The sequence below is a fragment of the Methyloterricola oryzae genome, assembly GCF_000934725.1.
GTDB classification, from domain to species: domain Bacteria; phylum Pseudomonadota; class Gammaproteobacteria; order Methylococcales; family Methylococcaceae; genus Methyloterricola; species Methyloterricola oryzae.
Genome location: NZ_JYNS01000001.1, coordinates 602,825 through 623,351, shown reverse-complemented (window position 1 = coordinate 623,351; position 20,527 = coordinate 602,825). Strand labels below are relative to the sequence as shown.

General features: G+C 59.7%; 26 protein-coding genes. 10 read left to right on the top strand and 16 right to left on the bottom strand.

From position 1 onward, the window contains the following. Positions 1-154: 154 nt before the first annotated feature. The 11 genes from EK23_RS02770 to EK23_RS23215 all read right to left on the bottom strand — a co-directional run bounded on the left by EK23_RS02770 (position 155) and on the right by EK23_RS23215 (position 6,066). Positions 155-1,303, bottom strand: a complete 1,149-nt coding sequence (locus EK23_RS02770) for a zonular occludens toxin domain-containing protein (RefSeq protein WP_052807862.1) — start codon at positions 1,301-1,303, stop codon at positions 155-157. After that, positions 1,300-1,653 carry a DUF2523 family protein gene (locus EK23_RS02765; RefSeq protein WP_052807861.1) on the bottom strand — a complete coding sequence of 118 codons (354 nt, stop codon included), beginning with the start codon at positions 1,651-1,653 and terminating at the stop codon, positions 1,300-1,302. The genes EK23_RS02770 and EK23_RS02765 overlap by 4 nt, the downstream gene beginning before the upstream one ends. Then, positions 1,650-3,173 carry a hypothetical protein gene (locus EK23_RS23225; protein WP_145998536.1) on the bottom strand — a complete coding sequence of 508 codons (1,524 nt, stop codon included), beginning with the start codon at positions 3,171-3,173 and terminating at the stop codon, positions 1,650-1,652. The genes EK23_RS02765 and EK23_RS23225 overlap by 4 nt, the downstream gene beginning before the upstream one ends. Before the next feature lie 109 nt (positions 3,174-3,282). Next, complete coding sequence (locus tag EK23_RS02750; RefSeq protein ID WP_045223689.1) at positions 3,283-3,501, bottom strand: major capsid protein; 219 nt, start codon at positions 3,499-3,501, stop codon at positions 3,283-3,285. Then, positions 3,501-3,770 carry a hypothetical protein gene (locus tag EK23_RS23220; protein WP_045223688.1) on the bottom strand — a complete coding sequence of 90 codons (270 nt, stop codon included), beginning with the start codon at positions 3,768-3,770 and terminating at the stop codon, positions 3,501-3,503. The genes EK23_RS02750 and EK23_RS23220 overlap by 1 nt, the downstream gene beginning before the upstream one ends. Further along, positions 3,767-4,543: a hypothetical protein gene (locus EK23_RS02740; protein WP_045223687.1), complete on the bottom strand. Its 777-nt coding sequence runs from the start codon at positions 4,541-4,543 to the stop codon at positions 3,767-3,769. The genes EK23_RS23220 and EK23_RS02740 overlap by 4 nt, the downstream gene beginning before the upstream one ends. A 477-nt stretch (positions 4,544-5,020) precedes the next feature. Beyond that, complete coding sequence (locus EK23_RS02735) at positions 5,021-5,218, bottom strand: hypothetical protein (protein WP_045223686.1); 198 nt, start codon at positions 5,216-5,218, stop codon at positions 5,021-5,023. Then, positions 5,215-5,415 (bottom strand): hypothetical protein, encoded by a 201-nt coding sequence (locus tag EK23_RS02730; protein WP_045223685.1) that lies wholly within the window; start codon positions 5,413-5,415, stop codon positions 5,215-5,217. Before EK23_RS02730 ends, EK23_RS02735 begins: the two co-directional genes overlap by 4 nt. Further along, positions 5,412-5,618, bottom strand: coding sequence for a hypothetical protein (locus EK23_RS02725; protein WP_045223684.1), 207 nt, complete (start codon positions 5,616-5,618; stop codon positions 5,412-5,414). The genes EK23_RS02730 and EK23_RS02725 overlap by 4 nt, the downstream gene beginning before the upstream one ends. Beyond that, entirely contained in the window at positions 5,615-5,800 is a 186-nt protein-coding gene (locus EK23_RS02720) for a hypothetical protein (protein WP_045223683.1), read from the bottom strand. The genes EK23_RS02725 and EK23_RS02720 overlap by 4 nt, the downstream gene beginning before the upstream one ends. A gap of 35 nt (positions 5,801-5,835) precedes the next feature. After that, the gene (locus EK23_RS23215; RefSeq protein WP_045223682.1) at positions 5,836-6,066 is read right to left on the bottom strand and encodes a hypothetical protein; all 231 of its coding nucleotides are present in this window, start codon (positions 6,064-6,066) and stop codon (positions 5,836-5,838) included. A gap of 138 nt (positions 6,067-6,204) precedes the next feature. Between EK23_RS23215 and EK23_RS02710 the strand changes: the two genes are divergently transcribed. The 3 genes from EK23_RS02710 to EK23_RS02700 all read left to right on the top strand — a co-directional run bounded on the left by EK23_RS02710 (position 6,205) and on the right by EK23_RS02700 (position 8,492). Next, a complete protein-coding gene (locus tag EK23_RS02710) occupies positions 6,205-6,465 on the top strand; it encodes a helix-turn-helix domain-containing protein (protein ID WP_045223969.1) in 261 nt (86 codons plus the stop codon). Between the two features lie 146 nt (positions 6,466-6,611). Further along, positions 6,612-7,307, top strand: a complete 696-nt coding sequence (locus tag EK23_RS02705) for a phospholipase D family protein (RefSeq protein WP_045223681.1) — start codon at positions 6,612-6,614, stop codon at positions 7,305-7,307. Positions 7,308-7,358: 51 nt separating this feature from the next. Next, positions 7,359-8,492, top strand: a complete 1,134-nt coding sequence (locus EK23_RS02700; RefSeq protein WP_145998535.1) for a hypothetical protein — start codon at positions 7,359-7,361, stop codon at positions 8,490-8,492. Positions 8,493-8,950: 458 nt separating this feature from the next. Here the strand turns inward: EK23_RS02700 and EK23_RS02695 are convergent, their stop codons facing one another. Together EK23_RS02695 and EK23_RS02690 are read right to left on the bottom strand one after the other, a co-directional pair. Next, positions 8,951-10,681: a cation:proton antiporter gene (locus EK23_RS02695; RefSeq protein WP_045223679.1), complete on the bottom strand. Its 1,731-nt coding sequence runs from the start codon at positions 10,679-10,681 to the stop codon at positions 8,951-8,953. A gap of 208 nt (positions 10,682-10,889) precedes the next feature. Next, the gene (locus tag EK23_RS02690) at positions 10,890-11,840 is read right to left on the bottom strand and encodes a bifunctional 5,10-methylenetetrahydrofolate dehydrogenase/5,10-methenyltetrahydrofolate cyclohydrolase (RefSeq protein WP_082053916.1); all 951 of its coding nucleotides are present in this window, start codon (positions 11,838-11,840) and stop codon (positions 10,890-10,892) included. Positions 11,841-12,344: 504 nt separating this feature from the next. Here EK23_RS02690 and EK23_RS02685 point away from each other — a divergent pair. After that, a complete protein-coding gene (locus tag EK23_RS02685; RefSeq protein ID WP_045223678.1) occupies positions 12,345-12,914 on the top strand; it encodes a hypothetical protein in 570 nt (189 codons plus the stop codon). Positions 12,915-12,973: 59 nt separating this feature from the next. Here the strand turns inward: EK23_RS02685 and EK23_RS02680 are convergent, their stop codons facing one another. Both EK23_RS02680 and EK23_RS02675 read right to left on the bottom strand, forming a co-directional pair. Further along, positions 12,974-13,942, bottom strand: a complete 969-nt coding sequence (locus EK23_RS02680; RefSeq protein WP_200892057.1) for an alpha-E domain-containing protein — start codon at positions 13,940-13,942, stop codon at positions 12,974-12,976. Next, entirely contained in the window at positions 13,942-15,393 is a 1,452-nt protein-coding gene (locus EK23_RS02675; RefSeq protein ID WP_045223677.1) for a circularly permuted type 2 ATP-grasp protein, read from the bottom strand. Before EK23_RS02675 ends, EK23_RS02680 begins: the two co-directional genes overlap by 1 nt. Positions 15,394-15,775: 382 nt before the next feature. Here EK23_RS02675 and EK23_RS02670 point away from each other — a divergent pair, with 382 nt between their 5' ends. The 6 genes from EK23_RS02670 to EK23_RS02645 all read left to right on the top strand — a co-directional run bounded on the left by EK23_RS02670 (position 15,776) and on the right by EK23_RS02645 (position 19,646). Next, positions 15,776-16,516 carry a proteasome-type protease gene (locus EK23_RS02670; protein ID WP_045223676.1) on the top strand — a complete coding sequence of 247 codons (741 nt, stop codon included), beginning with the start codon at positions 15,776-15,778 and terminating at the stop codon, positions 16,514-16,516. Positions 16,517-16,574: 58 nt separating this feature from the next. Then, positions 16,575-17,183 (top strand): CDP-alcohol phosphatidyltransferase family protein, encoded by a 609-nt coding sequence (locus EK23_RS02665; protein WP_045223675.1) that lies wholly within the window; start codon positions 16,575-16,577, stop codon positions 17,181-17,183. After that, positions 17,180-18,121: a phosphatidate cytidylyltransferase gene (locus EK23_RS02660; RefSeq protein WP_045223674.1), complete on the top strand. Its 942-nt coding sequence runs from the start codon at positions 17,180-17,182 to the stop codon at positions 18,119-18,121. Before EK23_RS02665 ends, EK23_RS02660 begins: the two co-directional genes overlap by 4 nt. A gap of 3 nt (positions 18,122-18,124) precedes the next feature. Next, complete coding sequence (locus EK23_RS02655; protein ID WP_045223673.1) at positions 18,125-18,763, top strand: lysophospholipid acyltransferase family protein; 639 nt, start codon at positions 18,125-18,127, stop codon at positions 18,761-18,763. Between the two features lie 176 nt (positions 18,764-18,939). Further along, the gene (locus EK23_RS02650; RefSeq protein WP_045223672.1) at positions 18,940-19,191 is read left to right on the top strand and encodes a hypothetical protein; all 252 of its coding nucleotides are present in this window, start codon (positions 18,940-18,942) and stop codon (positions 19,189-19,191) included. Beyond that, a complete protein-coding gene (locus tag EK23_RS02645) occupies positions 19,188-19,646 on the top strand; it encodes a transcriptional regulator (protein ID WP_235281883.1) in 459 nt (152 codons plus the stop codon). The genes EK23_RS02650 and EK23_RS02645 overlap by 4 nt, the downstream gene beginning before the upstream one ends. Positions 19,647-19,738: 92 nt before the next feature. On the opposite strand, the gene phoU is transcribed toward EK23_RS02645, so the two are convergent. After that, positions 19,739-20,500 (bottom strand): phosphate signaling complex protein PhoU, encoded by a 762-nt coding sequence (gene phoU, locus EK23_RS02640; protein ID WP_045223671.1) that lies wholly within the window; start codon positions 20,498-20,500, stop codon positions 19,739-19,741. Positions 20,501-20,527: the final 27 nt, after the last annotated feature.

Sequence of the window (20,527 nt, the reverse complement as noted above, 5' to 3'; positions counted from 1 at the left end):
GCGGTTGAATTGCGGTTGGGGCGTTTTTCATCATTAACGTGTTACAAGCACGTTGGCTTGGGCGCCCTTCCTCGCGGCTTCCCTCCCTGTTCTCCTTTTGCGGCCTGCGAAAGGGGTGCGCGGGGGGCCTGGCTCCGCTGCTCCTCGTACCTCGTCACAGCGCCGCCAGGCCCCCGCGCTTGCTTTCTTTCGGTTTGCCGCAGCCGACGATGCGGCCCGGTGCGCCGTTGTAGTTGAGGCGCAGGGTGCAGTTGCCTTTGTAGTGGACGGTGTAGCCCATGTCCTTGAGGTCGGAATCCCACAGGTCCCAGGTGGCGGTGTCGCTTTCGGCGTGGATCAGGTAGCGCTGGGCGCCCTGGTTGCCGAAACGTCCGCGCAGGACGAGCTGAAAGCCGGCTAGTGGGTCAGGTGAGCCAGTATTCGTCCCACCAGCCACAGCAGTGCCAGGAACAGGAGAAGGCGCAGGACCAGGGCGCGCAGGATCCACAGGAGGAGGGTTGCCAGTGGCCGCAGGGCCATGGTCGCGGTCGAGGATACGAGGGCGGCCGTTATAGAGTACAAAGCCAACAACCAGGGTGAGAATTCCCAGTAGCAGTAGTACACGAGGATTCGCCAGGAGCGAGACGCCTGCAATCGTGTCTGTGTGAGTGCCTGTCGCTGTGCTGTCATACAGTCTCCAAACCACCGGCTTGATTTTGCGCATGCGCAGGTTAATGAAGTCGGACGCGGATTTGCCGCCGTCCTCAGCCATGTGGAAGCCTTCGAGGTAGCGGCCCTTGATGCCCACCATGGCTTGGTTCTTGTGCTTGAAGGCGCCTTCAGCACAACCCCGTATGTCCTTGCGTATCTTGTCAATATTCGGCGTAGTAAGGACGAGATCCCAGCCGTAATGGCGGTGCATTTCAAAGGCGGTGTTCCAGTCGTAGGGTCGATTGTCGGCGGTGGCGGCTTCTAGTCCACCGGGATAGTCGAGTTGTTTGAGGTCGGCGTCTTTCCAGCTCTGAGGCCAGATCATTTGCGCTTCATCGAGGATCATGAAGGCGCCATGGGGCAGCCAATGCCACCAGCGGGCGAGCTTGGCGCGGTTGTCGGCGGCCTGGGGGTGTTCGGTGGTGGGCAAGTGGATGAGTTCGAAGCTGTCGGGGATGTCGCCGAGGGCATCGCGGATGCGTTCGATGTTATCGAGGCCCCGGATGTTGGTGACGACTACGCGCCCGGCCTGGGCAGCGGGAATGAAGTCGTCCATGACGGCGCCGGAGGTCTTGTAGGAGCCCGGGGGGCCCCAGTGGATCTTGATGCTCATAGAAAGGGGATGAAGCGCATGACGTACTTGGTGACCAGGGCAGTCAGGACGAGGGTGAGGGCCTGGGGGAATTGGAAGTAGCTGAGGAGGCCGGTGACGTCGGAGGGCATGGCGGCAAAGGCGCTGTTGAGCTGGCCGACGAGGTTGAGGTCGAGGATGATCTGCTTGGCGATGTCCCAGGCGAAGCCTAATGCCCAGATGGAGAACTTGAGGCCTTCGAGGGTGATGTATTCGATGAGCTTGGCGAAGGCCCAGACGGCGAAGTCGTAGATGCCTTGGGTGATGAAGTCCCAGACGCCTTGGAAGAAGGCGACGATGGAGGCGAGGATGCGGCTGAGGATCGCGCTCATCGCAGGATCACCGCGAGGGAGACGACGGAGGCGATAAACAGGACGACGCTGCCAATGAAGGCGACGTTGCCGAGGAAGCGGGCCGGGCAGAGGTCGACGAGGGTGCCGAGGATCTCGAATTGCCAGCCACTGGAGCAGACGAAGCTGCCGGAGCCGTTGAAGGCGAAGAGGCTGTAGGCTTCGCCTTTGATCTGGTCGAATTTGTCTTTGAGGGCCTGTTTCTGTTCGTCGATCTTTTGTTGCATGCCGTCGGGGGCTGGGGTGGAGGCCGGGGTGCGCTGGAACGCGGCGGTGCCTCCGGTGTCTTTCTGGAGTTCGTCCTTGATCTGGCCAAGCTCGCCTTTGATGCCTTGGGCGGTGCCTTCGGTGGCAAGACCATCAGTGGAGCCGGTGCCGTCGCCCGCGGATGAGCCGGTCCCTTTGACGCTGCCTTGGCTGTTGCCGGTGACCTGGGTGACGCCGTTGCCGGAGCCGGGGGCGCTAAGGTCGGTGGTGCCGACGGTGGAGGTGGCGCCGTCTGAGTTGGGAACGGTGCCTTTGACCTTGGCGGTACCATCGCCGGCGAGGCTGACGGTGTACTTTTCGCCGGTGGGTCCGGTGCCGGAGACGCTTGTGCCGTCGGCGGATCGGGTAAATGGGGCGGGAACCGACGAGGCGCCGCCGATGCAATCGGGATCTCTTGGGTTGTCGCTGAAGGCGTTACCGGAGCGGATCGGGGTACATTTGCCGTCGCTCGGCCACTTAGCCGCTGGCGGGTCGCTCAGAGAGCAAGAAGAACCACTATATCCGGGAGGACATGAGGTCCCGCTAGGATTGTTTTGATAATACGAATTATAAGAACCTGCGTAGCAGTGGAAATAGACAGTCCCATTTGCGCCTACGCTGTCTATGACACCGCCCTCCCAACATGAAGGGCCTGAACAGTAACCAGAGCCAGCAACGGGACACCATCGCGTAAGAGCGTCCGCCGCTGAAAGCCCAGCAGTTCCCAAGGCGGTGTACGTTGGAGTGCCCGAGGTGTTCGTTGGGGGCGTGTTAGGTCCTGGCCACGCAGAAGGCTTGGCCGGATAGGCGTTATCACCAGACCCGACCGGAAGCTGTGAGCAGGCGCCGTCGTTGCAGAGTTCGAGCGATTTGACTTGGCTTCCAATGGGGGCTTTGCCGGGGCCGCCGTTGGTGAGGCCACCATCGGGGCCAGGGGGCAGCGGGTCGCATTGGTTGGGCTCGCCGGGTGCACGGGAACAGGTGATGTCGATGACGAGCATGGCCCAGGCGGGCTGGACCGGAAGGCCTGCGCTCAGGATGAGCAGGAGCAGCAGGAGCGGGTTCGTGTGCCGGGTCTGCCGGTAGATCTGTGCGACCAGGCTGCCGAGGGGATACGGTAGGCAGTGGCGCAGCCGATAGAGCAGGCGTGTCAGTTGATAGAGCGGCCCGACCAAGACGGGCCGCTGCGGTTGGTTGGGGTGAACAAGGGCGAGGGGGTCCCCGCCCTTGCTGTTCCATCGGTGTATAGCGCGCATATAGCACCTTTGGTTAGATCGAGGTCGTTCGGACGCCGCCCACGAAGCACAGCGCCCAGACGAGGCCTATCGCGATGGAGGCTGCAATCATCATGGGGGTGCTCCTGGTTTAGAGCTTCTTGACGATGCCGATGACCAGGCCCACAACGACCAGGGCCGCGACGGCGCCGATGACGTAGCCGCCAACGGTTTCTCCGGTGGTCGTGGCGCTGGTGATGGCGGTCTGCACGCCGGTGGTGTCCAGGGCGGCATAGACCGGGGTGAGGGCGGAGGCAGCCAGGGCGGATGCGCCGGCGCCGAACTTGATGGCTTTGTTGCGGTACTTCATTACTTGAGTCTCCTCAGTACGTTGATGATGAGGCCGACACCTGCGCCGGCCGCGAATATTGAGAGGCCGCCAAAAAACATCCATTCGACGGTCTCCCAATCTATCCCCCCGTTTTCCAGCAGAACGGTCAGTTGCGGTTGCTGGCTGGCGTCGAGGAGGAAGCCATTGACGGTGCTCCAGGTCCCTCCGGTGCACACGAGTTCTCCGGCCGGGCCGTTGGCGACGGTGCCGGTGGAGCAGATGGGTACGTTGACGAGCTGGCCGATCATCCCTGGGTGCCGGTTTTGGCCGGGGCGCTGGTCGGGGTCGGGCTGGCCGCAGCGGGGCCAGGTTTGGATTCGGTTGTCTTGGGGTCCGTGCCGCCGAGCTGGAACAGCTGGTGCAGCCGGAACTTGTCGAGGCGGTTGTCGCCCTGGATGCCGGTGACGCGGAATTGGGCTTTGTCTTGGGCGCCACGGCGCAGATCCAGATCGATGAGGTATTCGCCGGGCATGGGTTTGTCCTGGAGCAGGGCGAAGACTTCGTAGTTCATGCGGAACTTGATGACTTCGAAGCCGATCTGGTTGGGGTTGCGGCCTGAGGTCTGTTGGGCGACATAGAGGCGTCCACCTTTGTTGCCTTCCATGTCGTAGCGGGTGGCGCTGAGGACGAGGCCTAAGCTGGAACCGGTGATGGGTTGGCCGAGTGCGCTTGGATCGCTGTTGGCCGGGGCCTTGAGGGGACTGGCCGGGTCGACGCCAAACAGCTGGTAGAGGCGCTCGGCTTGCAGGGGGCCGGTGTTGCGGACGGAGACGGCGGTTTCGTTGTCACTGTCCTGGCCGCCGCGTTCAATGTCGATGAGGATCTCGTAGTCGCCGGGCAGTTGCTTTTCCTTGAGTTGGTCGAAGAGCTCGAAGGGCATCTTGAGCTTTTTGACTTCCAGGCCGATGTGGTTGTCGGCGCGGTCCTGGCTTTGTTGCAGCAGGTAGAGGCTGCCGCCTTTGGCGCCGTCGACGGAGTAGCGGTTGGCGCCGAGGAGTAGGCCGTTGATGACGATTTGCATGGTGGTGGTCCTGTGTATTGCGCTGTTCGAATCGCTTTGTCTGCCGGTCAGCGCGTATCGCGGCAGCGCGAGATAGTGGAGAAATGAGTAAGTAATTGCGCGGAGTGATGGTCGGGGTCGATCTTGATAGGATTCGCTCCGTCCGCTCTTCCTCCCCGTAGAGCGGGCAGTGGGTTCTGAAAAGCCTTCCCGGGTTTCGTCGGGCCTACAGATAGCGCATCTAGCCTAAGGGTGTCCCTCGATCGCATACGTGTATCAGGGGATGGGTGACGTCCCGATCGAACTGTCCTCGTTGGGACGTTGCCCCCTTTTTTTCCCTCTCTGAATTCCCTTTCCAGCCTCTGTAGTGCGGCCCTGTCCACAGGGCACACAGCCGCCTGCGCTTCGCTCCGGCCCCGGCGCTCGGGGGCATTGCTGGCGCAGCCCCCGCGCCGGGCTGCGGGCTGTGCACTTGTGGACAGGCCCCAGGCTTCTTGCTCAGTCATGTTCGGGCTCCGGTAGGTGCGCCCAGCGCTGGACCTTTGCGGGCATGCCATCGACGTAGTACCAGTCTTCGCCGTCGTGGTAGCCGAGCCAGGTGGGTTCGTCTGCGTCGGGGTGGTGGACGAGGACGGTGGTGTCGCTGTCGGGCTGTTCGGCTACTGCCTTTTTCCAGTGGATCGTGGAGTTGCTCATGCGGGGAGCTCCTGGCGGCTTGCGGCTGGACGTATGGCGGCTTGGCCGTTTTCGGTTTGGCAGATGGAATAGATGGGCTGGATGACTTGGCGCTCGGCGCCATTCCACCAGACGTTTTGCGGGCGGTAGATCTGGCAGGTGGCGCCGGCGCGGTTGCCGCGCGGGTCGTAGTGATGGCAGGTTTCGCAGGTGTTCATGCGGCTTCCTCGATGGGTTCAGAGGTGAGGGCGTCGACCTTGACGAGGGCGCGGTCGATGATCTGGATGCGGTTTTCGTAGTAGGCGCGGACTTTGTCTTCGAGGCAGCCGGAGGCGATGAGGTCGTTGCAGATGGCCCGTTCATGGGCGAGGCCTGCCTTGATGACGAAGTACTCGGCTTTGTTGAGCAGTGGGGTGTTCATTTCAGGAGCTCTTCGCAGAAGCGCTCGAAGCTGAGCAGGCGGATCTCGCTCGTGTCGGGCCAGCGGATGAGGTAGGCGACCTGGCACTTTTCTAGGACGTGGACTTCGCGGCCGCTGCGGGTGTGGGTGACGCGGAGCGGCATCTTGGGCTTGACCAGCCGTAGGTGCGGTATGGCGTTCATGGTTCAGGCGGCCTGGCTTCCGGAGTTGAGGCGGTTCATAGGTAGGTCTCCTCTTCGAGGGCCTGCTTCCAGAGTTGGGCCACGTTGATGAGGCGGTGCTTGCCGAAGATGCGGGAAGGGAGGTAGCCGCGTTCGACCTGGGCATCGACGATGCCGGGCGCCAGGCCGGTGAGTTCGGCGTAGCGCTGGCGGGTCATATACGGGACAAGCAGTTGCAGGGGTGGAACGGCCGGGACAAGTGCTTGACTGGATATTGGTTCTTCCATACGCTCGCCTTGAAGTGTCGCTATGGGGCTGCATTGGGCAGCACTAAAATAAAAGTAACTTAGTTATTTTTACTTGGTAAAAATGATAGCGTAGCTTTAGTCTTTGTCAAGTAAAAATGAATAGGTTTTTTGGACTTAATGAAGCTGAAAGAACGCTTTCTTGCGGTGTTTCAAGCGTCTCAACTGTCTTACCGAGACCTTGAGTTAAGAACCGGGATTGATCGCTACCGGTGGCAGAACCTTATTAACAAAGAAAATCAAAAGGTTACAGAAGAGCATCTGGAGGCAATCGCAACTGTCTGGCCCGAATACAAGTACTGGATAGTTTTCGGAGAAACGTGCCCTGAAATGGGGCAGGTAAGCCCAGAGCTTGAGGAAGTCAGGAAAAAACTAGGTTAGGGTGGCGGATCGCCAACAGATGGGGTCGGGGGTGGGAAAAAATGGAGCATCACAACAGACGCCAGGCAGCTGTTCTGCACGCAATGTTCATCGCCTACGATGAATCCACGCGACAACGTTAAGCCTCACCATCAAAGGGAGTCACGATGGCAAAGTTTCTCAACACAAGCGCGACAAACTACTTTCTTGAAGAGCTCATAAAGGGCGCCAAAGATCGACTTTTCCTCATCAGTCCATTCCTTCGCCTTAATGAAAGGATCAAGGAACTTCTTGAAGACAAGAATCGCCTTAAGATCGACGTTCGCGTAGTCTACGGGAAGAGCGAACTGCAGCCGGAAGAAATCAAATGGCTGAAGGAGCTTACGTATCTTCGAACCAGCTTTTGCAAAAACCTACACGCAAAGTGCTATCTCAACGAGGAGATATGCATAATCACAAGTCTGAATCTTTACGAGTTCAGCCAAGTGAATAACAACGAAATGGGCGTTCTCATACGCCGATCTGAAGACCAAGAGTTATACAAGGATGCATACGAAGAAGCGCAGCGGATCATCCGTATTAGCGATGAGATACGCATATCAGTGGAAACGGTAGAAAAGGACGCAGAAACAAACGTTGAAACTGATGATTCAGCGCACGATAAACTAACCACTTCCAAACTGGCTCAGAAAATTGGAGTGAAAACAAGTGAGCTAATGGAAAGGCTGGTAACGTCAGGATATCTCGAAATACGGGACGGAAAAAACTACATCACCGCAAAGGGAAAAGAAGCTGGAGGAGAGTTCCGAATGAGTCCGAAGTATGGGCCTTATTTTCTGTGGCCTGAGACTCTTTCTCTGTGAAATGACAAGTTTAATAATTGACTTGTCGTTGCTATATAGAGTTTTTTCTGAATGAAACCAAGAAACAGAAAAATTAGGGCTGGCTGGATTGCCTATATCAGAGTTCCGGGACTAAATAATAAAGACGTAGATGAACCGCAGCTACGGGTTCCTATTGAGAAGAGTGATTTAAGTATAAAGTACGTCGCGGTTAGGGTGGCATCAGATATACCAATACCGTTAAGCCCGAGCTTGCTTTTTTATACGGTTGAAGGAGGTAAAGGTCTTCCGCCAACAAAAGTTCATAAACTTCATCCAGATGAGCCAGAGGGGGCATGGATAGAAGTGATTGTGGTTAAGTATTTCGATATAGATAAAGAACTGCTTGAGCGGTTTGGTAGAAGTAAGGGCCAAGATTATGCCGAGATTGATAAACTCTTGGGTGAGAAAATAGACAGTGAGCTAAGTGATGTCGGAATGCTAATTGGTGGGCAGATCGCTGTCTCCTTCGATGAGAACTTCCCTGATCTTCGTGGTGTTGCGCATTCTTATTGGTGGAGTGAAAGTGAGCCGCCTAGAATAGTATATGGGATTCAAGTACATAGATATGTTGTACCTTTTGTGTATTATGATAGAAGCCTGGGTCTTGAGTTGCTACGACGTATTGCGCCAACTGGACTGGATCACACTAATCATACCAAGAAACAAAGAATGCAATTAGGGTTGGCGGCATATTGGTTATTGACTATGCCAAGCCTTCCGGCTAAATCAAGTCAGCGTTTCATTCACTATTTTTTGGCGTTAGAGTCGCTTTCAAATTTGTTCGATAAATGTAGCAGTAAAAAGAGCAAGGCTGTTGATAAGATAGAAAAGGCAGTATTAAGTTGCTACAAAGAGGAAGAGGAAATTATAGAGGCCTGGAAGGCGCTCAAAGAAAAAGCGCTGAACCTAACTCTAACTGAAAGGTTCGAAAAACTCGTGCTAAAATACGAAAAGGTAACAGTTAGTGACGACATGAATACATTTCGGGAGCTGAATAAAATTAGAAATAACCTAATGCATTCTAGAATTGCTAAGATCCCAGTGCGTCATAAGGGGTTTGCTGTAGAGGAAAAGGCCAGGTATCTGGTTGTAAAGTACATGCGTCTTATATATGGCGACATGCATAATAAAGTATATGGACTAACGACGGGTGGATTAAGCTAGGGAATAAGAGTCTGGTTTGGACGTTTTTCGTTCTGTTTCTGAGAATTTTAGCCATTTTAGGTCACCTACGCCCGCAGCCCGGCGCGGACTATGTCCACAAATTGTCCACTTCCATAGCGGGCGGTTGCACCCGAAAAGCCAAAGTTCATCGCCTAACGCCTTGAGTTTCTCGGCTATTGCGGTTTATAGCGGCGGATTTTAAGGGTCTTAAAATCCCTCGCATTTACCGGCGTGCCGGTTCGATTCCGGCCCGAGATATCATAAAAAAACAATAGTCTGCAGAAATGCGGGCCTTTTTGAGTCGGACTCCGGCCAGTGGGGGCCCGTCCTTCGTGCCGATCTGGCGGTATCACATAGCCGCTGCGCGCTATGGTAGCGATCATGCTGCGATGCAAACACGCAATCCGCTGGGGGCCTTGTGGTCGAGGTTCGCTCGATGCCAGAACATGGTGCTGCAACTAGCGCTTTCTGGGGAACGGGCCGGAGGTCCCCTCGGTGCGTCGCAGGCGTTCGTCTTCCAACTGCCGTTCTATTTCATCCCTGTCCATGCCCAGCATGGCCAGGGCTTCTGCCGCCATGAGGAGGCTGGCCTCGAACATTTCCGGCACGACCTGACTGGCTCCCGCATTCACAAGGGCGATGCAGTCGCCGTGATCGCGGGTGCGGACAATGATCGGCAGGCTATAGCCCAGGGCGCGAATCTGCCCGATGACCCGTTGCGCCTCTTTCAAGGACTTGAACGTCAGTATGGCCAGGCGCGCGCAGTCAATGTGGCAGCGCCGCAACATATCGATGCGCCCGCATGAGCCATAGATCACCGCGTCACCCATGGCGCGGCCGAGTTTCACCTGTTCGGCGTCGATCTCCAGGGCAATGAAGGGAATGCCGTTGCTGTTGAGGAATTTTGCGACCATCTGGCCGACCCGTCCGTAGCCCGCGAGGATAACGTGGTCCTTCAAGTCCGCCCGGTTTTGCTCCGAGGCGTCTATCTTCAGCGATGCCTTGCTGCCGGCGAGGCGCGCCAGAATGTCCGTGATCTGGCGGCTGTTGCGTATGAGGAAAGGGCTGAGGGCCATGCTGGCGATTGCTACCAGGAGTACGCGCGCGCTGATGCCAGGGGTAAGGAGTCCCGCCTCGGTGGCCAATGCGATCAAGGCGAAGCCGAATTCGCCTGCCTGCGCCAGGGCGAGCCCGGTTTGGGCCGCCGAGCCGAATGGTTCGCCGATCAGCAGGGCCGACAGGGTGGTCAAGAGTGTCTTGCAGAGCACCAGCAGAAGCGTGCAGGCCAGGAGCGAAGGCCATTCGCCAAGGTGTGTCGCAAAGTCCAGCTTCATGCCGATGCCGACGAAAAACAGCCCCATCAGGAGGTCACGGAATGGGCGAATATCCAGTTCGACCTGGTGGCGGAATTCGCTTTCTCCGAGCATCACTCCAACGCTGAATGCGCCGAACGCCATGGACAGCCCCACGGCATGGGTAAGAAAGCCCGTCAGCAGCACGATCACCAGGGTGGTCAGGACAAAAACCTCCTGGGATCCCGTTTTCGCCACCTCTCGGTATACCCGAGGCAGGGCCCAGTAGGCGACGCTTTGCAAGATCGCCACGAGGAGCAGGGCGCGGCCCAAGGCGAAAGCGACCAATCCGAAATCCGGGAATGCCTCTGTTCCGCCCAGCACTGGCAGCAAAATCAGCAAGAGCACCGCGGCGATATCCTGAAAGAGCAGCACACCCACAGCCAAGCGGGCATGGTGTTGCTGCTGCAAGTTGAGTGCGTGGAATTCCCCGGCAACGATGGCTGTGGACGACATGGCGAGCGCAGCCCCGATAACCAGCGCCACTAGTGCCGGGTAATCCTGGGACGACATTATCCCGCTCAGCGCGGCCGTGGTGAGGAGGATCTGCAGGGAGCCCAGACCCAACACAGGCCGCTTGAGCTGAAGGAGCCGGGGCAGTGAAAACTCCAGTCCGAGTTCGAAAAGCAGGAAGCTTACGCCCAGGTCGGAAATGAAGTGGATGTTGTCGCTGTCCCTGACCCAGTCGAGCCCATGGGGTCCGATGATGGCCCCGGACAGGAGGAAGGCCAGAAGGTCCGGTACCCGAAGCCGCCGGCAAGCGAGGATGCTGATCAGAGAGGCGGTCAGGATCACCAGCAGTTCAACGAAGAAGGCGGGCTGTTTCCACTCGACCATGGGACGCTTTGCTCCGGACCGTTTGGGACCTCCCTCGTAGTTAGCCGCCGATTTCCACGTAAACAAGGGAACACGCCATTCGGTGGCTAGAGTCCCCGATGTTGATGAAAATCCTTCGGATCGCACTAAGGCGTTTCTGGTGACCTCCCTCTATGGCCAATCATATCTTCATTTGGGTGCGGAGCGTCAAACGGACAGAGCCGCCAGATCAGGCCGAGAGGCCGGCCAGTCCGAATGCCGGCTCCGTCAGCGCCCCGGCCTCAAGCGTCCTCCGTTGCTTGTCCTGAACGCCGCGACTCGCGGATGACTGGCGACGCGAAGCTTCAACCCAAGCCATCCAGGTGTTGTGCATAAGCATGGCAACAGTCACCGCGCCGACGCCACCGGGCACCGGTGTGATGAAGGAGGCGCGTTCGGCGGCCGTTTCGAACTCAACGTCACCCACCAGGGCGCCATCGACCCGATTGATGCCGATGTCGATGACGACGGCGCCGCGTTTGATCCAGGCGCCTTTGATCTGGCGCGCCGATCCGATGGCTGATACTACCAGGTCGGCATGCTTCAAAGCGGCAGGCAGGTCGCTGTGGCGGTGGCAGACAGTTACCGTTGCGTGTGCTGCAAGCAGAAGCATTGCCAGGGGTTTCCCGACACAGGTGCTGCGGCCGATGATGACGGCGCGCTTTCCGGCGGGGTCGAAATCGATCTCCTCCAGCAGGCGCATCACGGCGAGTGGGGTGCAGGGCCGAACTCCAGGCTGCCTCTGGATGAGCAGGCCGGCATTCAGGGGATGCAGCCCGTCTACGTCCTTGGATGGCTCGATGGCGCCGATCACGGCCATCGGGCTCAAGTGCGCCGGCAGGGGCAAATGCGGCAGTATGCCGTGCACCTTGGGGTCGCGATTGAGCTGATGTATCAAGTCGATCACTTCATCTTGGGGTGCCGATTCCGCCAGCAGGTGCTCCCGATAATCAAAGCGCAGGGTCTGGGCGGCCAGCTTTTTCCTGCGGATATAGACACTGGATGCGGCGTCGTAGCCTACCCGGATCACTGCAAGCCCCGGCACGCCGCCCGAGACGGTCTGGTGTCGCGCCAGATCCTGCTGGATTTCCTGCATTAGCTTTGAGTGAAGTCCGTTGCCGTCGATCAAGTGTGCGCTCATGGTGGTGCCTCCTGAGGCGGGCCTGCCGGACAGGTGCGGCATGAGTTTCCCGTTGGGCTGAATGCTCCCGCTGCCGAGGCCATTGCGCAATGACAATCTGCCCTCGTTTTCCGCCTTTCGAAACGTACGGACGGACAAGGCGCGTGGACGTCCATATGCTGCCAAGCCGTGCCGCCGGGCGTGTTAGACTTGAACGGTCGGCGCGATCAGGGCTTTCAGGTGCACGAAAGTCGCTGCTTCCGGCCGCCAATTGATTTTTTGGCGCTTGTGGGTGATTTTTTCGTTCTCTACACGGAACCGACTGCATGTCTCTGCCACCCAGGGTTTTCGTGGCGCAAATTCAGGCCGCGCATCCCTTATGACACTTCAAGTCCTCCGAGACGAAGCCTGGTTGCACTGCGTCAATGCTTGTAGTCGCGGCCCCGCCAGTATTCGAAAAAAACGCATTGTTGGGCTGGAACCGGAGGGCGGCTGGTTAGCAGCCCCGTGCGCGTCGAGTATCGAATGTCTCCGTTGAAGTTTTTGCCTGGAATCATCGTCGGGCAGGCCGCCACCGCGGCCCTGGTGGTGGCGGCCATGAATTCCGCGGAGGACGATCATCAGGCCGTGCTTCTGGCCATTGCGCTGATCATCGCTCTGATGCTGGCGCTGTGGTTCGCGGCCCTGGGTGAGCACATCCGGAAAGACGCCCTGCTGGCGGCCAAGGACGAATTTGCCCGCGAGCGGGAGCGCATCATCGTCAGCGCGGAAGTGGACAAGCGCAGCATGCTCGAGCAAACCCATCAGCGCATCGTGGCGGAAACCCGCCGTGCCCATTCCCGCGCCAATCTGAAAGTGGGGCTGGCCCTGGCGGGACTGGCCGGAATTGGCGCCTTGCTGCTCGCCATCGAACTAGTCTCGTTCGGATTGATGACGCTGTCAGCCACCGGTGGCCTGCTGGCGGGGTATGTCATCCGCGCCCGGCAAGACGGCGTGCGCAGGCGGCTGGAGCTGCGTGAGATGAAGCCCGGCGTGATGCTTGAACACAAGGGCAAGGCCGGCGACAAGGCCTTGCCCTCGAAAGGTTCAAAGTAGGTGGGGCGTCGAAACGCCCTCGCAGGGTTGGCTTACCTGTCCGAGAGGACCGGGCGGTATCAGCCCTGAGCCTGCGATTGCGTGGTTTCGGCGCTTTCCGCCCCGAAATAGGTCTTGGCCAGGGCATCGTGAATCTCGCCTAGCTTGATCTGCAATTCGTCTATGAACAGCATCAGTTCTTCCTGGCTCAATTCCTCAGGCTTGGCTTCATCGATCTGGCGCTTCAGCGGCAGCAGGGCGTCCAGGATAGCCGCGCTGCGGGGCAGGCGAGAGAGGCAATTGCGCACGGTGCACAGGCAGTAGTAGAACGCTCTGGGAAACTCGGAGTCCTGAAGCAGGAACTTGAGGACCGCTTCGCGTCGAACCGCCGCCTGCATATGGCGGCGGTACATCTGATAGGCGGTGAGAGACTTCAGCACGCTCATCCACAGGATGTTTTCGAAGGGCTTGAGCACGTCCGACGGGTCCTGGGACAGGCTGGACGAGCGCACGTCGATGATGCGGGTGGTCATGTCCGCCCGCTCCAGATGGCAGCCGATGGTCATGAACTCGAAGCCGTCATCGTGGCTCATGCCGCCGGCTAGGACACCGGAGATCATCTGGATGCTCAGGACCACTTCATTGAGAAACGCATAGCGCCACTTGGGCGACAGACCGCCACTCAGGTGCGAGCGCGCCTTGAGGTTGAGGTCGTTGATCTGTTCCCAGGCTTCGCGCGGGATGATGTCGCGGACCGTGCGCGCATTCTCGCGGGCGGCGCGGATGGAGGACAGGATGGATCCGGGGTTTTCCTCATCCGCCAGCATGAATTTGACCACATGTCCTTCGGCGGCATCCGGGTATTTCTTGTAGAACAGCTCGTCGCTGCCGGTAATGGCGATCAGCGAGGCCCAGCCAGGCCGGACGTGCTTGGGCAGGTCGAGAATCAGGCTGCCGTTCACGCTCACCAGGCGCGCCGTGCTCTCGGCGCGCTCCAGGTAGCGCGCCATCCAGTACAGGTGTTCCGCGACGCGGGACAGCATGGCCATCAGGCAGCCTCCCAGTCCACGATCCAGGTATCCTTGCTGCCGCCGCCCTGGGATGAGTTGACCACGGTCGACCCCTTCTTCAGGGCCACTCGCGTCAGGCCGCCATTGGTCACATAAATGTCCTGCCCCGACAGGATAAAGGGGCGCAAATCCAGGTGGCGTGGTTCAACCAAGTGGTCGATCAGGGTAGGGGCGGTAGACAGGGAGAGCAGGGGCTGTGCCATATAGTTTCTGGGGTCGTTGCGGATCAGGCGAGCGAACTGTTCGCGCTGTTCGGTGCTGGCGGCGGGTCCGATGAGCATGCCATAACCGCCGGATTCGTTGGCCGGTTTCACCACGAGTTTGTCCAGATTGGCCAGAACATACTCGCACTCCTCGGGAATGACGCAGCGGTAGGACGGTACATTCGGCAGAATCGCGTCCTCGCCCAGGTAGTACCGGATGATATCGGGAACGTAGGTGTAGACCACCTTGTCGTCGGCAACGCCCGCGCCCGGTGCGTTCGCCAGGGCCACATTGCCTTTCTTCCAGGCGCGCATCAGGCCTGGCACGCCCAGGGTGGAGTCCGGGTGGAAGGCTTCGGGGTCGAGGAACAGGTCGTCGATGCGCCGGTAGATCACATCCACTTTGGTCAGGCCCTCGATGGTGCGCATGTAGACGCAGTCGTCGTCGCCGACCACCAGGTCGCGTCCTTCCACCAGTTCCGCGCCCATCTGCTGGGCCAGGTAGCAGTGCTCGAAATAGGCGGAATTGTAGATGCCCGGTGTGAGCACCACCACGTTGGGACGCAGTTTTTCCGGCGCCAGGGATGCCAGGCACTGATAGAGCTGGGACGGGTAATCGTCCACCGGCACGATGGCGTAGTCGTCGAACAATTCCGGCAGCACGCGCTTCATCACCATGCGGTTTTCCAGCATGTACGAGACGCCAGAGGGCACCCTAAGGTTGTCTTCGAGCACGTAAACCGTGCCGTCACGATCTCGCACCAGATCGGAGCCGCAAATATGTGCCCAGACGCCGCGCGGCGGGCTGATGCCGACGCATTCGGGGCGGAAGTTCTGCGAATCGGCGAGCAACTCGGCGGGAAATACGCCGTCCTTGACGATCTTCTGGTCGTGGTAGATGTCGTCGATGAACAGGTTGAGGGCCCGGACCCGCTGCTTGAGGCCCGCTTCGATACGCTGCCATTCGCGCAGGGTGATGATGCGCGGGATGATGTCAAAGGGCCAGGCGCGGTCGATGGAGCCTTCGGCTTCCGAGTAAACGGTGAACGTGATGCCCATGCTGAGGATGGCGGCGTCCGCCGCCGCCTTGCGTTCCTGCAGTTCAGCTTCCGTCAGTCCGTCCAGGTGGCGCAGCAGATGATTGGCGCCGGGCCGGGGATCGCCGGCAAAGGTTATCAGCTCGTCGTAGAAGCCGTTGACGGGGTAGTCTTTCCAAGTGATGGTCATTGTGTGGCCTCGGCTCACAGAGGTTCTTCCCTCAGGGTTATAGCATGGGTTCTTCAATACCTAAGGCAAGAGCCGCGCCAAACCCCGCACGGCTTGCCGTATTCCCGTTTCAGCACGGGCAGCCGTGGCGAAAATCAACGGAGTGCCAAGGCGACAGGCGCGGCAGGCATTGGGTTCGACAGGTCGATTACGGTGCCTACGGACTGAGTTAAGGGCGCTGATGGCAGCTTTTGAGGCCGCGCCGGCATTGGCTTGGCACGAAGGCTGCCAACATCTGGTGCGGACGCGTCCATGATGGTGCGCCGGGTCCGGGCTTGATAAATCCGGACTCAGGGGTGAATATGCGGCCTTTGAGTTCAATTCCCCGAAAGGTTGGGGCGACATGACATATTGCCTGGCGATCAAAGTAAACGATGGGCTGGTACTGGCCTCTGATTCACGCACCCATGCTGGCGTCGATTATGCGAGCGTCTACAGCAAGATGCACCGTTTTGAACTGCACAACGACCGTTACATGGTGCTGCTCTCCGCCGGCAGCCTGGCCACGACCCAGGCTGTGGTGAATTTCATCCGCCGTGACCTGACCAACCCGGGCGCATTGAGCAGCCTCAATACCGCGGCCTACCTGTTCGACGCTGCTGCCTACGTGGGCGAGATCAGCGTACGGGTTCAGGAGCAACATTGGTCGGCCATGCAGCGCGCGGGCTTCGTCTCGGATGCGACCTTCATCCTGGGCGGACAGATTCAGGGGCAGCCCCATGAGATCTACCTGATCTACCCCCAGGGCAATTACATCACCGCCTCCCCGGATACCCCTTATCTTCAGATTGGCGAGACCAAGTACGGCAAGCCCATTCTGGACCGTATGGCGTGCCCGGGCACGACCCTCGAGGATGCCGCCCGCTGCGCCCTGGTGTCGCTGGATTCCACCATGCGCAGCAATATTTCGGTAGGCCCGCCCCTGGAGGTGAGTATTTACCGGCGGGACACCTTTACCAATGGGCATTACCTGAGCTTGGACACCAACTGCCCGTTCTATGCAGACATGCAAAAGCAGTGGAATGAAGGAATCCGTCATGCTTTTGGCATGCTGCCGCGGTTTGACTGGGAAAAGCCCGCCTGAGTTCTTCGCGGTATCGGATTCCGCCGGCCGGTAAGTCCCCCGTCTTGAAGGAGTAAGGATGCCAACCATCTATGACCTGAAGCCGCGCTTTCAGTCATTGCTGCGACCGCTCACGGCGAGGCTGGCCCAGCGGGGTATCACCGCCAACCAGGTCACTATCGCGGCGGCTGTCCTGTCTATGGCGGCTGGGCTGGCGGTGGCGGTGCAGCCATCGCAGCGCTGGCCCTACCTGCTGCTGCCGTTGGTGCTTTTCCTGCGCATGGCCCTCAACGCCATCGACGGCATGCTGGCCCGCGAGTACGCCATGAAGTCCGACCTGGGCGCGGTGCTGAACGAGTTGGGTGATGTGTTTTCCGATATCGCGCTCTATGCGCCCCTGGCGCGTCTGGAAGGGCTCAGTGGCGCGTGGCTCTGCGCGTTTCTGTTATTGCTGGTGATCAGCGAGATGACCGGCGTCGTGGCTGTCCAGATCGGCGCCAGCCGGCGTTACGACGGACCCATGGGAAAGAGTGACCGGGCCTTCGCGCTGGGCGCTCTGGGATTGGCTTTTGGCCTGGGGCTCACGCCGGGTGCCTGGCTTGATGGGTTTTTTGCCCTGCTCTGCCTGCTGTCGATACTGACCATCGTCAACCGTGCCCGCAAAGGCCTGGCCGAGGTTAGCCGGTGAACGGGCTTGCGGTCAGCCCGGCGGTTGCCTGGACCCTCGGCGGCATCTTCGCGCTGCTGGCTTTCTCCTCGCTGCTGACGACCTTCCTGCAAACACGGAACCCCGCTCGTGACTATGGCGAGCTGCGCCAGCGGGTCCGGTCCTGGTGGGTGATGGCCGGGGTGTTCACGGCTGCGCTGGCCCTGAACCGGGGGCTTTCCCTGGTGTTCTTCGCCTTCATGAGTTTCCTGGCCTTGAAGGAATACTTCAGCCTGATTCCAACCCGTCGGGCCGACCGCCGAGTGCTGTTCTGGGCTTATCTCGCGATTCCCCTGCAGTACTACTGGGTCGAGAGGGAATGGTACGGCATGTTCATCATCTTCATCCCGGTGTATGCCTTCCTGTTCTTGCCCATGCGCATGGTGCTCATCGGCGAGACCCAGGATTTCCTGCGGGCGGCGGGCACGCTGCACTGGGGGCTTATGACCCTGGTCTTCAGCATCAGCCACCTGGCGTTCCTGCTGGTGTTGCCCGGAGCGAACGCGGCCGGAGCGGGGGGCGCCGGCCTGGTGTTGTTCCTGGTGCTGCTGACGGAAAGCAATGACGTGGCCCAGTATGTCTGGGGCAAGCTCCTGGGCCGGCACAAGATCATCCCCAAGGTCAGTCCCAACAAGACCTGGGAGGGCTTTCTCGGTGGCTTGGCCACGACCGTTTTGTTGGCTCTGGCCCTGGCGTCCCTGCTGACACCCATGGGACTGCCCCAGGCGGCGGCCGCCGGCGTGTTGATCGGGCTTGCAGGCTTCATCGGCGATGTGGTGGTTTCCGCCATCAAGCGCGATATCGGCGTCAAGGACAGCGGCAGCATAATACCGGGACACGGCGGCATCCTGGATCGCATCGACAGTCTCACCTACACCGCGCCGCTGTTCTTCCATTTCGTGCGCTACCTGTACTTCTGAGCGATGACGCGCCTGCTCCGATTCGGATTTTTCGCCCTGTTCGTGCGCTTTCTGGTGCTGGTGGTTCTGGGGCTGAGCGTGCGTCAGCGTCAGCGATTACCGGCGACCGGACCGGCCATCGTCTGCGCCAACCACAACAGTCACCTGGACACCCTGGTGCTGATGAGCCTGTTTCCGCTCGCCTTGCTGCCGCGTCTTCGGCCCGTGGCGGCGCTGGATTACTTTCTGCGCAACCGGGTGCTGGCCTGGTTCGCCCTCAACATCATCGGCATCATTCCTCTGGAACGAAAGCCCCGGCGGGGCGTGGATCCCCTGGCGGGCTGCGTCGAGGCCCTGGAGCGTGGCGATATCCTCATCCTGTTTCCGGAAGGCAGCCGGGGCGCGCCGGAGAGCATGGCCCAGTTCAAGAGCGGCATCGCGCACCTGGCGGAACGGGTTCCGGAGGTGCCGGTCGTTCCGGTATTCATGCACGGCTTGGGCAAGGCCCTGCCCAAGGGCGAGGCCATCTTGGTGCCCTTTTTCTGCGACGTGTTCGTGGGTGAAGCGCTGGCCTGGAGCGGGGGTAGGCGAGCCTTCATGCAGGAACTCGAAGAGGCGGTGCAGGCGCTGGCCAGCCAGGGCCGCTTCCCGGACTGGCATTGAGGCCGTTGGCTTCCGGTCTTAGGCTCGCCGCTGCCGGTAAATGGCTCATTTCCCACCCTAACGCTCTGATCCATGGTACGGTAAATGTCACAGGGGCGTCTCTCCGGATCGACCGTGCGTGCGACCGGACCCGAGGCGCTGAACGGGTTGTACAGGCATTCAGCGGAGTTACAAGCATGAGCGATATTGATGGTTGGTTGTTGCAGGTCACCAGCGGTGATCCGCGCGATGGCGAGCAGCAGGTAGATATGTATGCGGCCTGGGAGACGTCCGAGGATGCCGCCGCGGCCCTCGTGACCAAGACTTTTGCTCTGGCAGAAGATCAGTTGGTGGCGGTGGTGGACACGCTCCCGGCGGAAGCGCTGACCAAACTGGGCCTGTCGCCGGGGCAGGCGTGTCCGTTCGTGGAGGAAGCGATCTCCGAATGATCCCCCAGTCAGGCGGGCGCGCGGTGATGGCAGGCCTGGAAGAAACCCGCGACTGGGCGGCTTGCCGCGAGGCTGCGCTGCCTTACTCTTACGAACGTTTCGCGCGGGCCAAGGTCTTCGTGTTCCGCAAATGGGTGGAACTCGCGGCGGAACGGCGCATTCCGGTGCCCACCGATCTCTCCGGATCCTGCAAATTCGGCTCCTTGTTCATGAATCGGGTGTTTGGCGGCGCGTTGCGGGGCCATTACCAGCACCAATACAACCTCATTGAAGGGCGTATCGTCGATTTAAGCCACGACGCCGTCGATGTGGGCCGCATGCACGATCCCTACCTCAACGAGCCCGGTTTTTTCGATATCCCCGAGCAGCGCGCGTCCCTGAGCGGGTGCTTGCCACGGGTCGAACGCTGGGCGTTGGAATTCCTGGCGGAGATCCAAGCGGCCGGTCAGGCCTGAGGGCAGCCGCAAATCCCGATCCCCAGGTGGCCCGCGCGACAGCGCCGAAACCTTGAATTGCTCGGCGTCCCGCGGCCTGTAGCCGCAAAGGCTCAGGGTTGGACGTCGGAAGCGGGATTCCGTTGCAGGGTGACGTGGAGGTCCTGTTCCGCCTGCTCGAGCGTCATGTGGCGGATGTCCTTGCCCAGGACATAGTAGATGACGTATTCGCAGATGTTGCAGGCGCGGTCGCCGATGCGCTCCAGTGAGCGCGCAACCCACATCAGGTTGAGGGCCACCGGGATCTGCCTGGCGTCCTCGGTCATCGTAGCCAGTTGTTCGCGCATGATGTCCTGGTATTCCAGGTCGATCTGGCGATCGTTCTGCTTGACGCGCATGGCCATTTCTACGTCCAACCGAGCCATCGCATCCAGTGCGTCCTTCAGCAGTTCCCTGACGTGTACGCCGAAACTGTCGATGGCCGCCAGTTGCTGCTTGCGCGGATAATAAGTGGCCAGATGCAGGGTGCAGCGCGCGATGCGCTTGGCATCGTCACCGATCCGCTCCAGGTCGGTAATGGTTTTGATCACCGCCATCATCATGCGCAGGTCGCTCGCGGCCGGCTGGCGGCGCGCCAGCACCCGTGTGCATTCCTCGTCAATGGCAACTTCCAGGGAATTGACCTTGTAATCGTCACGGATCACCTGCTCCGCAAGGGCCGTATCGCCCTCCGTCAGCGACTTCATGGCCTGGGTGATCTGTTCCTCTGCCAAACCGCCCAAGTTGAACAGGCGACCCTGTATCCCGGCCAGTTCCTCGTCGAACTGGCGGGACGTGTGCTGCCTGCGGCTTTGAAAGTCACTGGAACTGGTCATTTCGGTCCCTGCAAATCGGTTGGATGG

Bases quoted from the DNA above. Each gene is read 5' to 3' on its own strand.
- EK23_RS02770 (WP_052807862.1), bottom strand. From the start codon at position 1,303: ATGAGCATCAAGATCCACTGGGGCCCCCCGGGCTCCTACAAGACCTCC.
- EK23_RS02765 (WP_052807861.1), bottom strand. From the start codon at position 1,653: ATGAGCGCGATCCTCAGCCGCATCCTCGCCTCCATCGTCGCCTTCTTC.
- EK23_RS23225 (WP_145998536.1), bottom strand. From the start codon at position 3,173: ATGCGCGCTATACACCGATGGAACAGCAAGGGCGGGGACCCCCTCGCC.
- EK23_RS02750 (WP_045223689.1), bottom strand. From the start codon at position 3,501: ATGAAGTACCGCAACAAAGCCATCAAGTTCGGCGCCGGCGCATCCGCC.
- EK23_RS23220 (WP_045223688.1), bottom strand. From the start codon at position 3,770: ATGATCGGCCAGCTCGTCAACGTACCCATCTGCTCCACCGGCACCGTC.
- EK23_RS02740 (WP_045223687.1), bottom strand. From the start codon at position 4,543: ATGCAAATCGTCATCAACGGCCTACTCCTCGGCGCCAACCGCTACTCC.
- EK23_RS02735 (WP_045223686.1), bottom strand. From the start codon at position 5,218: ATGAGCAACTCCACGATCCACTGGAAAAAGGCAGTAGCCGAACAGCCC.
- EK23_RS02730 (WP_045223685.1), bottom strand. From the start codon at position 5,415: ATGAACACCTGCGAAACCTGCCATCACTACGACCCGCGCGGCAACCGC.
- EK23_RS02725 (WP_045223684.1), bottom strand. From the start codon at position 5,618: ATGAACACCCCACTGCTCAACAAAGCCGAGTACTTCGTCATCAAGGCA.
- EK23_RS02720 (WP_045223683.1), bottom strand. From the start codon at position 5,800: ATGAACGCCATACCGCACCTACGGCTGGTCAAGCCCAAGATGCCGCTC.
- EK23_RS23215 (WP_045223682.1), bottom strand. From the start codon at position 6,066: ATGGAAGAACCAATATCCAGTCAAGCACTTGTCCCGGCCGTTCCACCC.
- EK23_RS02710 (WP_045223969.1), top strand. From the start codon at position 6,205: ATGAAGCTGAAAGAACGCTTTCTTGCGGTGTTTCAAGCGTCTCAACTG.
- EK23_RS02705 (WP_045223681.1), top strand. From the start codon at position 6,612: ATGGCAAAGTTTCTCAACACAAGCGCGACAAACTACTTTCTTGAAGAG.
- EK23_RS02700 (WP_145998535.1), top strand. From the start codon at position 7,359: ATGAAACCAAGAAACAGAAAAATTAGGGCTGGCTGGATTGCCTATATC.
- EK23_RS02695 (WP_045223679.1), bottom strand. From the start codon at position 10,681: ATGGTCGAGTGGAAACAGCCCGCCTTCTTCGTTGAACTGCTGGTGATC.
- EK23_RS02690 (WP_082053916.1), bottom strand. From the start codon at position 11,840: ATGAGCGCACACTTGATCGACGGCAACGGACTTCACTCAAAGCTAATG.
- EK23_RS02685 (WP_045223678.1), top strand. From the start codon at position 12,345: ATGTCTCCGTTGAAGTTTTTGCCTGGAATCATCGTCGGGCAGGCCGCC.
- EK23_RS02680 (WP_200892057.1), bottom strand. From the start codon at position 13,942: ATGGCCATGCTGTCCCGCGTCGCGGAACACCTGTACTGGATGGCGCGC.
- EK23_RS02675 (WP_045223677.1), bottom strand. From the start codon at position 15,393: ATGACCATCACTTGGAAAGACTACCCCGTCAACGGCTTCTACGACGAG.
- EK23_RS02670 (WP_045223676.1), top strand. From the start codon at position 15,776: ATGACATATTGCCTGGCGATCAAAGTAAACGATGGGCTGGTACTGGCC.
- EK23_RS02665 (WP_045223675.1), top strand. From the start codon at position 16,575: ATGCCAACCATCTATGACCTGAAGCCGCGCTTTCAGTCATTGCTGCGA.
- EK23_RS02655 (WP_045223673.1), top strand. From the start codon at position 18,125: ATGACGCGCCTGCTCCGATTCGGATTTTTCGCCCTGTTCGTGCGCTTT.
- EK23_RS02650 (WP_045223672.1), top strand. From the start codon at position 18,940: ATGAGCGATATTGATGGTTGGTTGTTGCAGGTCACCAGCGGTGATCCG.
- EK23_RS02645 (WP_235281883.1), top strand. From the start codon at position 19,188: ATGATCCCCCAGTCAGGCGGGCGCGCGGTGATGGCAGGCCTGGAAGAA.
- phoU (WP_045223671.1), bottom strand. From the start codon at position 20,500: ATGACCAGTTCCAGTGACTTTCAAAGCCGCAGGCAGCACACGTCCCGC.